This window comes from Salinilacustrithrix flava (assembly GCF_041228405.1).
GTDB lineage: Bacteria > Actinomycetota > Acidimicrobiia > Acidimicrobiales > Salinilacustritrichaceae > Salinilacustrithrix > Salinilacustrithrix flava.
The window spans coordinates 2,387,443-2,400,428 of sequence record NZ_CP133888.1 but is presented as its reverse complement, the minus strand read 5'-3'; the positions used below and the strand labels follow the sequence as shown (position 1 = coordinate 2,400,428).

Sequence of the window (12,986 nt, the reverse complement as noted above, 5' to 3'; positions counted from 1 at the left end):
CACCCCGGATCGAGGAGACAGCCGTCACACGGGCGGCGGCACCGCCCGATCGCTCACCCAGTTGCCGTGGAACCCGAGCGGCACCCGCTGGGGCAGCCGCACGCGGGCCACGTAGTCGCTGCGGTCGAGGTCGGTGGCGTCCATCACCACGAAGTCGGTGTCGCCGCTGCCGAGGTCGTGGACGAAGGTGAGCAGCCACCCGTCGTCCTCGTCGGTGCCGCCCTGGCGGGCGACGAAGACCGGCTCCCCTGCGGCCCGGCCGGGCCCGTGGTCGAACTCCCAGCGCTGCCCGGTCTGCAGGTCGTGCTTGAGGGTCGGCCAGCCCGTGGCGTCGTCGAGCGACGGCGACGCGCAGTACCCGTACCGGTACGGCTTGGCGGTGAGCGACCCCCGGTGCCGGGGGAACTCGTTGGCCCGCTCGTCGACCACCGTGGTCGACACGGTGCGAGCCACCGGATCCAGCTCCCAGCGCTCGAGGGTGGCGTGGCCGCCGTCGCCGAACGGGCCAAGCACGTCGAGGTCGAACATCTTCTCGTAGCGGCACAGATCGATGACGACCTTGCCGGAGCCATCGGGGCCTTCCGTGTCGTAGGCGTTCATCGGGTGGAACACGTAGCCGATGGGGACGTCGATCCAGATGACGTCCTCGGCCGCACCCTCCCGGGGCAGCAGGCCGATGCGGTTCCCGTAGTCCGGGTTCCAGCGCATCGGGAAGGTGTCACCGGCCATGGCCAGCTCGATGTCCACGGTGCAGGGCTGGTCGTAGATGACCGCGTAGCGCTGGGTGAGCGACATGTCGTGGAGCATCGTCATGCCGAGGGGGATGTCGAGCGCCTTGCGCACCGTGCCGTCGGGGGCGACCACCACGTACTGGATGTGGTCCATCCACTGCGCCGGTGCGTACACCATCGCGTGCATCTCGCCGGTGTCCGGGTCCAGCTTGGGGTGGGCGGTGAACGCACCCGGGAGCGTGCCCGAGAAGTCGTTGCGGCCCACGGTGTCGAGCTCGTAGGTGAGCTCGACCGGGGTGCCGCCCGCCTCCACCATCGCCCAGGTGGTGCCGGCGAAGCCCCCGACGTTGGTGTTGGGCCCGCCCGGGCTGTCGTTCCAGTTCGGCCCGGGCACGTCGCCCGTGCCGCGCACCTCGCCCACGTGCCGCGAGCCCACGTAGCGGTTGCGGTACCACTCGGCCCGGCCGTCGAGCAGGCGCACGCCGTGCACCATGCCGTCGCCGAGGAACCAGTGGTGCGTGGCCGGGTCGACCTCGTCGATGGGGTTCGGCCCGTTGCGCAGGTAGCGCCCGGCCAGCTCCTCGGGCAGCGCACCCTCGACGGGCAGGTCGAACGCGGTGACCTCCTCGGTGACCGGGGCGTAGGGCCCGGACAGGTAGCGGTTGCCGTACCCCGACTGCTCGGTGGGCTGCTCGGTGGCGGTCATGTGTCCCCCTGGGCGCTTGCGTAACTTTGTTATCGGCGTAACATTGTTACGTGGCTGCCGCCGTGTCAACCCCGATCCCCGATCAGCGCCAGGCGATCCTCGACGCCGCGCTGGCCGTGCTCGCCCGCGACGGCGAGGCCGCCTTCACCGTGCGCCGCATCGCCGAGGAGGCCGGCTGCTCCACCACCGGCGTCTACACCTGGTTCGGCGGCAAGGCCGGCCTGGTGGATGCCATCTTCATCGACGGCTTCGAGTCCTTCGACGCCGCCCTGGCGCCGGCCTACGCCTCCGGCGACGTCGGCGCGTCCGGTCGCGCCTACCGACGCTGGGCGCTCGACAACCCGACCCGCTTCCTCGTCATGTTCGGGCGCGCCGTCCCCGACGTCCTGCCGGGCGATGCTGCGCTGGAGCGCGGCTACGAGTCGTTCCGACGCCTGGTCGAACACGTGCACGCGATCCGGCCCGAGCTGAGCGAGGACGAGGCCTTCGACTGGGCGTACCACGTGAACGCCACCGTCCACGGCTACGTGCTCACCGAGCTCACCGGCATGAGCACGGCCCCCGACCGGGCCGAGGAGCTCTACGAGCTCGGCCTCCGTCGCCTGCTCGAGCCCCTGCTGCGCGCGACGGACGAGGACTAGAGGACGAGGACGGAGCCGACGGCGCACGCCACGCCGAGGGCGGCGACGAGGGCGATGCCGACCTGGGGCGGCGCGCCGAGCTTGCGCCGCACGATGTCGTGCAGCACGCCGGCGGCCAGGCCGCCGAGGAGCCCGCCCACGTGGCCGCCGATGCTGATGCCCGGCACCAGGAACGTGAAGGCCAGGTTGATCAGGATCACGGCGCCGAGGCCGGTCTGGAGCGGGTTGATCCCGCGCACGAACTGGGCCACCACGGCGTAGCCGAACAGGCCGAACACGGCGCCCGACGCGCCGACGGTGAGCGCGCCGGGATCGAGCACCATCACCCCGAGCGAACCGGCCAGCATCGACGCGAAGTAGACGGCCGTGAAGCCCACCCGACCGAGGGCCGGTTCGAGCTGCTTGCCGAGGATCCACAGCACGTACATGTTGAAGCCGAGGTGCAGCAGGCTGCCGTGCAGGAAGCCACCGCTGATCAGCCGATACCACTCCCCCTCGGCCACGCCGAGCAGCCCCTCGGAGGACAGGCCCTGTCCGATGAGCGCGAAGTCGAGCTGGACCTGGAACGAGGGCTCGGTGAGCCCGGCGCCGAGGCTGGACACGACGTAGATGGCCACGTTCATCGCCACGAGCGCCGTCGTGACGACGGGGTTGGCCGACGAGGGCAGCGTGCGGGCGGTGATGACCTTCTGGCCGGCGCCCTTGACGCACTCGGGGCAGTGGAAGCCGACCGAGGCCTGGTTCATGCACGACGGGCAGATCGGGCGCTCGCAGCGCTGGCAGCGCACACCGGCACGCCGGTCGGTGTGGCGGTAGCAGGTCTGGACCTCGGTCGTCACGGGCCCTGACGGTATCGGCGTCCGCCCCGGTCCGGACTGCGGTCGGGCAGACGCGACACGAGCCCCCGTCGGGGGGCTCGTGTCCTGGGACCGATGCTCGGTGGCTGCACGGCCGGTGCTCCGTGGCCACAGCGCCGCAGCGCTGTCTTGGGCGGGCGGAACCGCTGGCAATCCTCCGGGCGATCGTCCCTTCGACGTTCGCTCTGTACCTCCGATGGTGCGCCTCGGACCCGGGCGCGTCAAGGGCTTTCGGGTGCGAACCACGCCACACCGAGGGGCGGGAGCGTGACCACCGCGGACTGCTCGCGACCCTGCCAGGGCACGTCCTCGCTGGTGATGTCGCCGTTGACGATGCCGGCGCCGCCGAAGGCGTCGTCGTCGGTGTTGAGCACCTCGCGCCAGGCCCCGGACCGGGGCAGGCCGATGCGGTAGCCGTGGCGGGGGACCGGCGTGAAGTTGACGACGCACACGACCGGGTCGTCCTCGTCGGCCCGACCGTTGCGCTGGAAGGCGAGCACCGACTGGCCGGCGTCGGACGCGTCGAGCCAGTCGAAGCCAGCCGGCTCGGTGTCTCGCCGCCACATGGCGGGGTGCTCGGCGTGGACGCGGTTCAGGGCTGCGACGAGCCGCTGCACGCCGGCGTGGCTCGGGTCGTCGAGCAGGTGCCAGTCGAGGCTGCGGGACTCGGACCACTCGCGCTCCTGGGCGAACTCGCAGCCCATGAAGAGGAGCTGCTTGCCCGGGTGCCCCCACATCCAGCCGTAGAGCGTCCGCAGGTTGGCGAAGCGCTGCCACTCGTCGCCGGGCATCTTGGCCAGCAGCGAGCCCTTGCCGTGGACGACCTCGTCGTGGCTGAGGGGCAGCACGAAGTTCTCGCTCCAGGCGTACACGAAGCCGAAGGTGAGCTGGCCGTGGTGGTGGGAGCGGTGCACGGGATCGGTCTTGAAGTACTCGAGCGTGTCGTGCATCCAGCCCATGTTCCACTTCTGGCCGAAGCCGAGGCCGCCGAGGTGCACGGGCCGGCTCACACCGCCCCACGCGGTGGACTCCTCGGCGATCATCCGCACGCCCGGGAAGGCGCCGTGGACGACGGTGTTGGTCTCCTGGAGGAACGAGATGGCCTCGAGGTTCTCGCGGCCGCCGAGCTCGTTGGGCAGCCACTCGCCGTCGTTGCGGGAGTAGTCGAGGTAGAGCATCGAGGCGACGGCGTCGACCCGGAGGCCGTCGATGTGGAACTCCTCGAGCCAGTACAGGGCGTTGGCGACGAGGAAGTTGCGGACCTCGTTGCGGCCGAAGTTGAACACGTACGTGCCCCAGTCGGGGTGCTCGCCCTGGCGGGGGTCGGCGTGCTCGTAGAGCGCGGTGCCGTCGAAGCGGCCGAGGGACCAGTCGTCCTTGGGGAAGTGGGCGGGGACCCAGTCGACGATGACGCCGATGCCGCGCTGGTGCATGCGGTCCACGAAGGCCCGGAAGTCGTCGGGGCTGCCGAAGCGCGACGTGGGCGCGAAGTAGCCGGACACCTGGTAGCCCCAGCTGGGGGTGTAGGGGTGCTCGGCCACCGGGAGGAGCTCGATGTGGGTGAAGCCGAGCTCGGTGACGTGGTCGGCGAGCTCGTCGGCGAGCTCGTCCCAGCGCAGCGGCCGGTCTCCCTCCTCGGGCACGGTGCGCCAGGAGCCGGCGTGGACCTCGTAGACCGACAGCCGGTCGTTGATCGGGTCGTTCTCGCGTCGGGCGGCCATCCACCCGTCGTCGCTCCAGGCGTGCTCGGAGCGGGTGATGACGCTGGCGTTCGCCGGCGGCATCTCGGTGGCGGTGGCCAGGGGATCGGACTTGAGGCGCAGCTGGTCGTCGGCGCCGACGATCTCGTAGCGGTAGCGGTGGCCGATCTCGGCCTCGGGCACGAACAGCTCCCAGACCCCGGAGGCACCCAGGGCGCGCATCGGGTGGAGCCGGCCGTCCCAGGAGTTCCAGTCGCCGACGACGCGCACGGCCTTGGCGGCCGGGGCCCACACGGCGAAGGCGGTGCCGTCGACGCCGTCGTGGGTCATGGGGCGGCCGCCGAGCACGGCCCAGAGGCGCTCGTGGCGACCCTCGCCGATGAGGTGCAGGTCGACGTCGCCCAGCGTGGGCCAGAAGCGGTACGGGTCCACGACGTCGACCTCGAAGCGGTCGTAGGCGACGCGGACGGGCTCGGAGGCCTTGGGCTCCCGGGGCACGGGGATCTCGAACACCCCGCCGACGAGGTGGCGTCCCTCGCAGCGGGAGCCGTCGATGTCCATCCAGGCGGCCTTCGCCTCCGGCCGGCGGACGCGGACCACCAGGCCGTCGGCGCCCTCGTGGAGGCCGAGGACGGCGTGGGGGTCGTGGTGGAAGCCCTCCACCAGGCGTTGCAGGTCGGGATCGATGCTCATGCGAGCAACCTCCGGATGGCGCCGAGCGGGATGCCCACCCAGCTGGGTCGGTACGCGGTCTCGTAGCCCACCTCGTAGACGGCCTTGTCGAGCTCGAAGGCCTGGAGCAGCAGCTCGGTGGTGGACTCGTCGGGCAGGAGCTCGGCGATGCCGGGCGTGGAGAAGTAGCCCTCCAGGAAACGGCTGCGGGATCGGTCCTCCCACTCGGCCACGACCTCGGCGACGTCCTCCTCCTCGCCGCGCTCGTGGTGGACCACGGCGGCGGCGTAGTGGAACGAGCGCAGCATGCCGGCGACGTCGCGCAGGGGCGACGAGGGCGCCAGCCGCTCGGCCAGGGGACGGGCCGGCTCGCCCTCGAAGTCGATGACGTACCAGCCGCTGTCGGCCCGGAGCATCTGGCCGAGGTGCAGGTCCCCGTGGATGCGCAGCGCCGGGCCCGGGTCGCGGACCTCGGCGGCCCGGTCGTAGCGGCGCGAGATCTCCTCCGAGGGGACGTGCGCTCGGACGCGGTCGAGCTGGGCCCGGAAGTGGCCGACCCAGGCGCTGACGTCCGCGTCGAACGTGCCGTAGGCCTCGGCGAGGCGGGTGTGGAGCTCGCCGGTGATGGCGCCGAGGCGCTGGGCATCGGGGCCGAAGTCGCCACCGCTCGCCGCGCTCTCCGTGTGGTCGGCGATGACGACGCGCAGCGACGCGAGGGCCAGGTGCCAGCCGTCGCTGGCCCCGGTGAGGAACCCGCGGGCGACCGCCAGGTGCTGGGTGGCACCGTCGTCGGGCCCGCCGTCGGCGACGGGGCGCTCCAGGACCCCGTACTGCTCGGGCACGTGGGTGAAGCCGTGCTCCGCCAGCCGGGTGACGGCGTCGACGTCGGGGTTCTCCCCCGCGTGGATGCGCCGGAACAGCTTCACGATGACGGCCTCGTCGTAGACGATCGAGGTGTTGGACTGCTCGACGGCGAGGGCGCGCACGGACGACGCGTCGAGCGACGGGGCGATCCGGCGCAGCACCTCGAGGGCGAGCGGGGGGTCGATGAAGGCGTCGTAGACGGTGACCGGGCCGTCGTCGGTCTCGACGATGCCGAGCAGCTCGCCGCTCTTGCCGTGCAGGAACGGGTGCTCCTCACCCGCCGGTCGGGCCCCGAGCACCAGCTGGTAGCGACCGAGGCGTCGTTCGCCGTCGACGGCGTCGACGAGCAGCCACCACAGGTCCTGGTCGCCGTCCACCCAGCGCTCGCTGTCGGCGAGCCGGACGTCGCCGGGCGGGCCGTCGTGGTCGTACCAGCGCTGGGCGGCGAGGTGGTCCGCCACCAGCGGGAGGATCTGTTCAGCGGTGATCATGGCTCGATCCGTCCGTAGGGCTCCTCGCCCATCCCGTCGGTCTCCGGGTCCACGAGGGTGAACCAGTAGAAGCCGTAGGGCGGGAGCGTGATGAAGTAGGGCAGCTCGCCGATCTCGGGGAACGGGATGCGGCCCGTGAGCTCGATCGGGATGCGGCCAGCGTGCTGGCCGAGCATGAGCTCGCAGGGCTGGGGGAAGCGCGACAGGTTGTGCACGCACAGCACCGAGGTGTCGTCGTCTTCGTCCTTGCTGGAGCGCAGGTAGGCGAGCACCGAGGGGTTCTCGGCGTGCAGCACCTCGAAGCGACCGGTGCCGAAGACGGGGAACTCCCGGCGGACCTCGAGCATCCGGCGCACCCAGTGCAGGAACGACGACTGGTCGTGCTGCTGGGCCTCGACGTTCACGGCCGAGTAGCCGTAGACGGGGTCCATGACCGTGGGCAGGTACAGCTTGGCCGGATCGGACTTGGAGAACCCCGCGTTGCGGTCCGGCGTCCACTGCATCGGTGTGCGGACGCCGTCGCGGTCACCGAGGTAGATGTTGTCGCCCATCCCGATCTCGTCGCCGTAGTACATGATCGGGCTGCCCGGCATGGAGTACAGCAGGGCGTGGAACAGCTCGGCCTTGCGCCGGTCGTTGTCCAGCAGCGGGAAGAGCCGGCGGCGGATGCCGACGTTGATCTTCATGCGGGGGTCCGCCGCGTACTCGGCGTACATGTAGTCCCGCTCCTCGTCGGTGACCATCTCGAGCGTGAGCTCGTCGTGGTTGCGCAGGAAGATGCCCCACTGGCAGTTGTCCGGGATCTCGGGGGTCTGGGCCAGGATCTCGGTGATGGGGAAGCGCTGCTCCCGGCGCACCGCCATGAACATGCGGGGCATCAGGGGGAAGTGGAAGTTCATCTGGCACTCCTCCCCCTCCGGCCCGAAGTAGTCCACGACGTCGGCCGGCCACTGGTTGGCCTCGGCCAGCAGGACCTTGCCGGGGAAGTCGGCGTCCACCGTCTTGCGGAGGCGCTTGAGGAGCTCGTGGGTCTCGGGGAGGTTCTCGCCGTTGGTGCCGTCGCGCTCGTACAGGTACGGCACGGCGTCGAGGCGGAAGCCGTCGAGGCCCAGGCCCATCCAGAAGCGCACGACGTCGAACAGCGCCTCCTCGACCTCGGGGTTGTCGAAGTTGAGGTCGGGCTGGTGGTGGAAGAACCGGTGCCAGTAGTACTGCTCGCGCACCGGGTCCCAGCTCCAGTTGGAGTCCTCGGTGTCGGTGAAGATGATGCGGGCCTCGGACCAGCGGTGGTCGTCGTCGGACCACACGTACCAGTCGGCCTTGGGGTTCGTGCGGTCCTGGCGGGACTCCTGGAACCACGGGTGCTGGTCGGAGGTGTGGTTCACGACCATGTCGGAGATCACCCGGATGCCGCGGCGGTGGGCCTGCTCGATGAGCTCGGCTGCGTCGTCGACGTCGCCGTACTCGGGCAGCACGGTGAGGAAGTCGGAGACGTCGTAGCCGCCGTCGCGCAGCGGGGACTGGAAGAACGGCAGGAGCCAGAGGCAGTCGACGCCGAGCCACTCGAGGTAGTCGAGCTTCTCGGTGATGCCGCGGAGGTCGCCGGTGCCGTCGTGGTTGGAGTCGTTGAACCCGCGGACGAGCACCTCGTAGAACACCGCCCGCTGGAACCAGCTGTGGTCGGTGGGGTCGATGGCCTTCCTCATGCGGAGAGGTCCAGCACGTGACCGACCCGGTCGAGGGCGGGTTCGAAGCGCACGTAGTTCGCGCTCCCCTGCCACTCGTAGGACTCGCCGGTGAGCTCGTCGTGGGCCCGGTAGGGCTCCCACTCCGGCAGCCCCACGGCGTGCAGGTCGAGGTGCACGGTGGCCTCCTGGGTGTGGACGGGGTCGAGGTTGACGATGACGAGCACGAGGTCGCCCGAGGCACGTGAGCCCTTGGTGTAGGCGATGACCTGCGGGTTGTCGACGTGGTGGAAGTGGATCTCGCGCAGCTGCTGCAGCGCCGGGTGGGCCCGGCGGATGGCGTTGAGCTTGGTCATGAAGGGAGCGAGCGAGTCGGGCCGGTCCCAGTCCCGGTCCTTGACCTCGTACTTCTCCGAGTACAGGTACTCCTCGTTGGTGTCCGACGCCGGTTCGTTCTCCCGCAGCTCGTAGCCGGAGTAGACGCCGAAGTTCGGGGTGAGCGTGGCCGCCAGCAGGTAGCGCAGCAGGAAGGCGGCCCGGTTCCCGTGGCGCAGCACGCCGCCGAGGATGTCGGGGGTGTTGGGCCAGAAGTTGGGGCGCATCACGTCGGCGAGGGGGCCGTGGGCGAGCTGCTCCACGTACTCGGTGAGCTCCACCTTCTCGTGGCGCCAGGTGAAGTAGGTGTAGCTCTGGCTGAAGCCGATCTCGGCCAGCTTGGACATCATCGCCGGGCGGGTGAAGGCCTCGGCGAGGAACAGCACGTCGGGGTGCTCGGCCTGGATGTCGGCGATGCACCACTCCCAGAACGCCACCGGCTTGGTGTGGGGGTTGTCGACGCGGAAGATGCGGATGCCGCGGTCGATCCAGTGGACGAGGATGTCGCGACACGCCTCCCACAGCGCCACCCGGTCGGCGTCGTCCTCGGGCCAGAAGTTGATCGGGTAGATGTCCTGGTACTTCTTGGGCGGGTTCTCGGCGTACTTGATCGTGCCGTCGGGGCGGTGGTGGAACCACTCGGGGTGCTCCGTGACCCAGGGGTGGTCCGGCGAGCACTGCAGGGCGTAGTCCAGCGCGATCTCCATGCCGAGGTCCTGTGCCTTCTGGATCACGGCCAGCAGCTCCTCCTCGGAGCCGAGGTCGGGGTGGATGGCCGTGTGTCCACCCTCGGGCCCGCCGATGGCCCACGGGCTGCCCGGGTCGTCCGGACCGGGCGTGAGCGTGTTGTTCGGGCCCTTGCGGGCCGTGGTGCCGATGGGGTGGATGGGCGGGAAGTAGACGACGTCGAAGCCCATGTCGGCGACGGCGTCGAGGCGGTCGAGGGACCCCTTGAACCCGCCCTCGGAGCGGGGGAAGAACTCGTACCAGGCGCTGTGGCGGGCCCGCTCGCGATCGACCCAGAGCGGGATGGCGTCGCTCGTGGTCAGGTCGCCCTCGTGGGGGATGCCGGCGACGAGGGGGACCAGCGCGTCGTCGAGGGCGGCGTTGAGCCGGACGTCCATCGTGGCGGTGTCGTCCCGGATGGCGGCCACCGCGTCCTCGACCCGGCTGCGCCCCTTGCCGGAGCACTCGGGGACGAAGCGCTCGAGGATGCGGGCGCCCTCCTCGAGCTCGGTGGTGACGTCCTGGTCGGCGCCGACCTTGAGGCGCAGCTCCTTGCGCCAGGTGGCGAAGACATCGGTCCACGCCTCGATCACGACCTCGTGGGGGCCGATGTCGCTGCACTCGAGGCTGCCGACCCAGATGTCGTTCTCGGACTGCGCCAGCGGGGAGCGGCTCCACTTCCGGGCACCGGCCTTGCGCCAGCTGACGCGCGCGGCAAGCAGATCGTGGCCGTCTCGGAAGATCCGGGCCTGCACCGGCGTGGCCTCCCCGACCGAGGTCTTGGGTCGTCCGGCGCCGCCCGGAGTCGCAGGGTGGAGCTGGTCGATCACGATCGCGCCGAGAGAAGGAGTCCGGGTGGCCACGGACAAGACCTACCCGACTGCCCCCGCCGATACAACGGGTTCCGGGTCATTGGTCCCGGCCAGGTGCCCGAGCACCGGGTCGGGGGAGGCGGCTGCACGGCGCGGAACGGTGCACCGGTACCGTCAGGGCCGATGAAGGCGCTCCGAAGCTTCACTGTCCGTCCCACCCTGCCCGCCGAGCTCGCACCCCTCGCAGCGCTGGCCATGAACCTGCGCTGGTCGTGGGACGTGCAGACGCGCGAGCTGTTCCGCTGGGTCGATCCCGACCAGTGGGACGCCGTCGTCCACGATCCGGTGCGGCTGCTCGGCAGCGTCAGCAAGGACCGCCTCGACGAGCTCGTCCAGGACAAGGGCTTCCTGCGCTTCCTCGAGACCGTCAGCTCCGACCTCGAGCGGTACCTGGCCCGGGACGCCTGGTTCCAGGGCCGGGCCGACAGCCCGCTGCGCTCCGTCGCCTACTTCTCCCCCGAGTTCGGCATCTCCGAGGCCGTCCCCCAGTACTCCGGTGGCCTCGGCGTGCTCGCCGGCGACCACCTGAAGGCGGCCAGCGACCTCGGCCTGCCCCTCATCGGCATCGGGCTCATGTACCGGAACGGGTACTTCCGCCAGGCGCTCAACGTCGAGGGCTGGCAGGAGCAGCGCTACCCGAACCTCGACCCGTACGGCATGGCGCTCACCCTGCAGGAGGGCGCGCGGGTCCGCGTCGACCTCGGTGGCCGCACGCTGACCGCCCAGGTGTGGAAGGCCGAGGTCGGGCGCACCGACCTGTACCTGCTCGACAGCGACATCGACGACAACGACGACGACCTGCGGTCGGTCACCGACCGCCTCTACGGCGGCGACAGCGAGCACCGCCTCCGCCAGGAGATGCTCCTCGGCATCGGCGGCGTGCGCGCCCTGCGCGCCCTGGGCCTCGACACTCAGGTGTTCCACACCAACGAGGGCCACGCCGGCTTCCTCGGCCTCGAGCGCATCCGCGAGCTCATGGCCGGGGGCCTGAGCTTCGAGCAGGCCATCGAGGCGGTGCGGGGCGGGTCGGTGTTCACCACCCACACCCCGGTCCCCGCCGGCATCGACCGCTTCCCGCGCGAGCTCATCGAGAAGTACTTCGCCGGCTTCGCCGCCGACGCCGGCATCACCATGGACCAGCTCCTGGGGCTCGGCCACGAGCCCGGCGACACCGACCAGACCCGGTTCAACATGGCGGTCATGGGGTTCCGCCTGGCCGCCCGGGCCAACGGCGTCGCCCAGCTGCACGGCGAGGTCAGCCGCGAGATGTTCCAGCCGCTGTGGCCCCAGGTCCCGGTCGAGGAGGTCCCGATCGGGGCCATCACCAACGGCGTGCACGCCCGCACGTGGGTCTCCTCGGAGATGGACGACCTGCTCACCCGGCACGTGCACCCGCACTGGGGCGAGGCCGGCGCCCACGAGTGGGCCCGCATCCACGACGCCACCGACAACGACATCTGGCGGGTCAAGGAGCAGGGCAAGGACCGCCTCGTCGCCCTGGTCCGGGACAAGATCCGCTCCTCGGCCGTCGCCCGGGGCCAGGCGCCCTCCGACGTCGCCTGGGCCGACGAGGTCTTCGACCCGCGGGCCCTCACCATCGGCTTCGCCCGCCGGTTCGCCACCTACAAGCGGGCGACGCTGCTGCTGTCCCAGCGGGAACGGCTCGAGGCCATCCTCGGGTCCACGGAGCGGCCGGTGCAGTTCGTCTTCGCCGGCAAGGCCCACCCGGCCGACGACCAGGGCAAGGAGATGATCCGCCAGATCGTCGCCTACTCCAGCGACCCCGCCATCCGGCACCGCTTCGTGTTCCTCGACGACTACGACATCGCCATCGCCCGCACGATGTACCACGGGTGCGACGTGTGGCTGAACACGCCCCGTCGTCCCCAGGAGGCCTGCGGCACCTCGGGCATGAAGGCCGCCCTCAACGGCCAGCTCAACCTGTCGATCCTCGACGGGTGGTGGGACGAGTGCTACGACGGCGAGAACGGCTGGGCCATCTCCTCGGCGGAGAACGTCGCCGACACCGCTCGGCGCGACGAGATCGAGGCCAACTCGCTGTTCGACCTGCTCGAGCGCGAGGTGATCCCCCTCTACTTCGACCGCTCCGGTGGCCGCCTCCCGCGCCGGTGGGTGCGACGCATGAAGACGACCCTGTCCGGGCTCGGCCCGTTCCTCTCCGCATCGCGGATGGTCAAGGACTACACCACGGCCCTGTACGAGCCCGCAGCCGCCCACGCCGACGACCTGGGGGGCGAGGACCACCGCCGTGCCAAGGAGATCACGACCTGGAAGGCCCGGATCGTCGCCGGGTGGCCCGACGTGCGGGTCGACTCCGTCGAGAGCGACGGCACCGTGCCGGGCATCGGGGACGAGCGCGTCGTGGAGGCCGTGGTCTCGCTCGGCTCGCTCTCCGGCGACGACGTCGAGGTCCAGCTCGTGCACGGCATCGTCGGCCAAGGCGACGAGATCGAGCACCCCCGCACCACCGCGATGACCGAGGTCGAGCGGGTCGACGACGCCCACGTCCGCTACCGCGGCGGGTTCGCCTGCGACGCGGCCGGCCGGTACGGGTTCACCGTGCGCGTGCTGCCGGTCCACCCCGACCTGGCGGCCAGCGCCGAGATGGGCCGGGTCGCCTGGGCCTAGGCCTTCCAGGCCGGGGT

The 12,986-nt window shown here is 70.9% G+C and carries 8 protein-coding genes; 2 read left to right on the top strand and 6 right to left on the bottom strand.

Annotated elements, in window-relative coordinates; all coding sequences use genetic code 11:
• Window positions 1-24: 24 nt before the first annotated feature.
• A complete protein-coding gene (locus RGQ06_RS11825; RefSeq protein ID WP_432430331.1) occupies window positions 25-1,437 on the bottom strand; it encodes a carotenoid oxygenase family protein in 1,413 nt (470 codons plus the stop codon).
• A gap of 50 nt (window positions 1,438-1,487) precedes the next feature.
• Here RGQ06_RS11825 and RGQ06_RS11820 point away from each other — a divergent pair, with 50 nt between their 5' ends.
• Window positions 1,488-2,078, top strand: coding sequence for a TetR/AcrR family transcriptional regulator (locus tag RGQ06_RS11820; RefSeq protein WP_432430330.1), 591 nt, complete (start codon window positions 1,488-1,490; stop codon window positions 2,076-2,078).
• On the opposite strand, the gene RGQ06_RS11815 is transcribed toward RGQ06_RS11820, so the two are convergent.
• The 5 genes from RGQ06_RS11815 to RGQ06_RS11795 all read right to left on the bottom strand — a co-directional run bounded on the left by RGQ06_RS11815 (window position 2,075) and on the right by RGQ06_RS11795 (window position 10,311).
• A complete protein-coding gene (locus RGQ06_RS11815; RefSeq protein WP_432430329.1) occupies window positions 2,075-2,917 on the bottom strand; it encodes a rhomboid family intramembrane serine protease in 843 nt (280 codons plus the stop codon). The two genes, RGQ06_RS11820 and RGQ06_RS11815, sit on opposite strands and share 4 nt — an antisense overlap.
• 239 nt (window positions 2,918-3,156) lie before the next feature.
• Entirely contained in the window at window positions 3,157-5,328 is a 2,172-nt protein-coding gene (gene glgB, locus RGQ06_RS11810) for a 1,4-alpha-glucan branching protein GlgB (protein WP_432430328.1), read from the bottom strand.
• On the bottom strand, window positions 5,325-6,662 hold the full coding sequence (locus RGQ06_RS11805; RefSeq protein ID WP_432430327.1) for a maltokinase N-terminal cap-like domain-containing protein: 1,338 nt from the start codon (window positions 6,660-6,662) through the stop codon (window positions 5,325-5,327). The genes glgB and RGQ06_RS11805 overlap by 4 nt, the downstream gene beginning before the upstream one ends.
• Window positions 6,659-8,368: a maltose alpha-D-glucosyltransferase gene (treS, locus tag RGQ06_RS11800; RefSeq protein WP_432430326.1), complete on the bottom strand. Its 1,710-nt coding sequence runs from the start codon at window positions 8,366-8,368 to the stop codon at window positions 6,659-6,661. The genes RGQ06_RS11805 and treS overlap by 4 nt, the downstream gene beginning before the upstream one ends.
• The gene (locus RGQ06_RS11795) at window positions 8,365-10,311 is read right to left on the bottom strand and encodes a maltotransferase domain-containing protein (RefSeq protein ID WP_432430325.1); all 1,947 of its coding nucleotides are present in this window, start codon (window positions 10,309-10,311) and stop codon (window positions 8,365-8,367) included. Before RGQ06_RS11795 ends, treS begins: the two co-directional genes overlap by 4 nt.
• A gap of 132 nt (window positions 10,312-10,443) precedes the next feature.
• Between RGQ06_RS11795 and glgP the strand changes: the two genes are divergently transcribed.
• Window positions 10,444-12,969: an alpha-glucan family phosphorylase gene (gene glgP, locus RGQ06_RS11790; RefSeq protein ID WP_432430324.1), complete on the top strand. Its 2,526-nt coding sequence runs from the start codon at window positions 10,444-10,446 to the stop codon at window positions 12,967-12,969.
• Window positions 12,970-12,986: the final 17 nt, after the last annotated feature.

Coding starts and splice junctions, on each gene's coding strand:
- RGQ06_RS11825 (WP_432430331.1), bottom strand. CDS start 1,437: ATGACCGCCACCGAGCAGCCCACCGAGCAGTCGGGGTACGGCAACCGC.
- glgB (WP_432430328.1), bottom strand. CDS start 5,328: ATGAGCATCGATCCCGACCTGCAACGCCTGGTGGAGGGCTTCCACCAC.
- RGQ06_RS11805 (WP_432430327.1), bottom strand. CDS start 6,662: ATGATCACCGCTGAACAGATCCTCCCGCTGGTGGCGGACCACCTCGCC.
- treS (WP_432430326.1), bottom strand. CDS start 8,368: ATGAGGAAGGCCATCGACCCCACCGACCACAGCTGGTTCCAGCGGGCG.
- glgP (WP_432430324.1), top strand. CDS start 10,444: ATGAAGGCGCTCCGAAGCTTCACTGTCCGTCCCACCCTGCCCGCCGAG.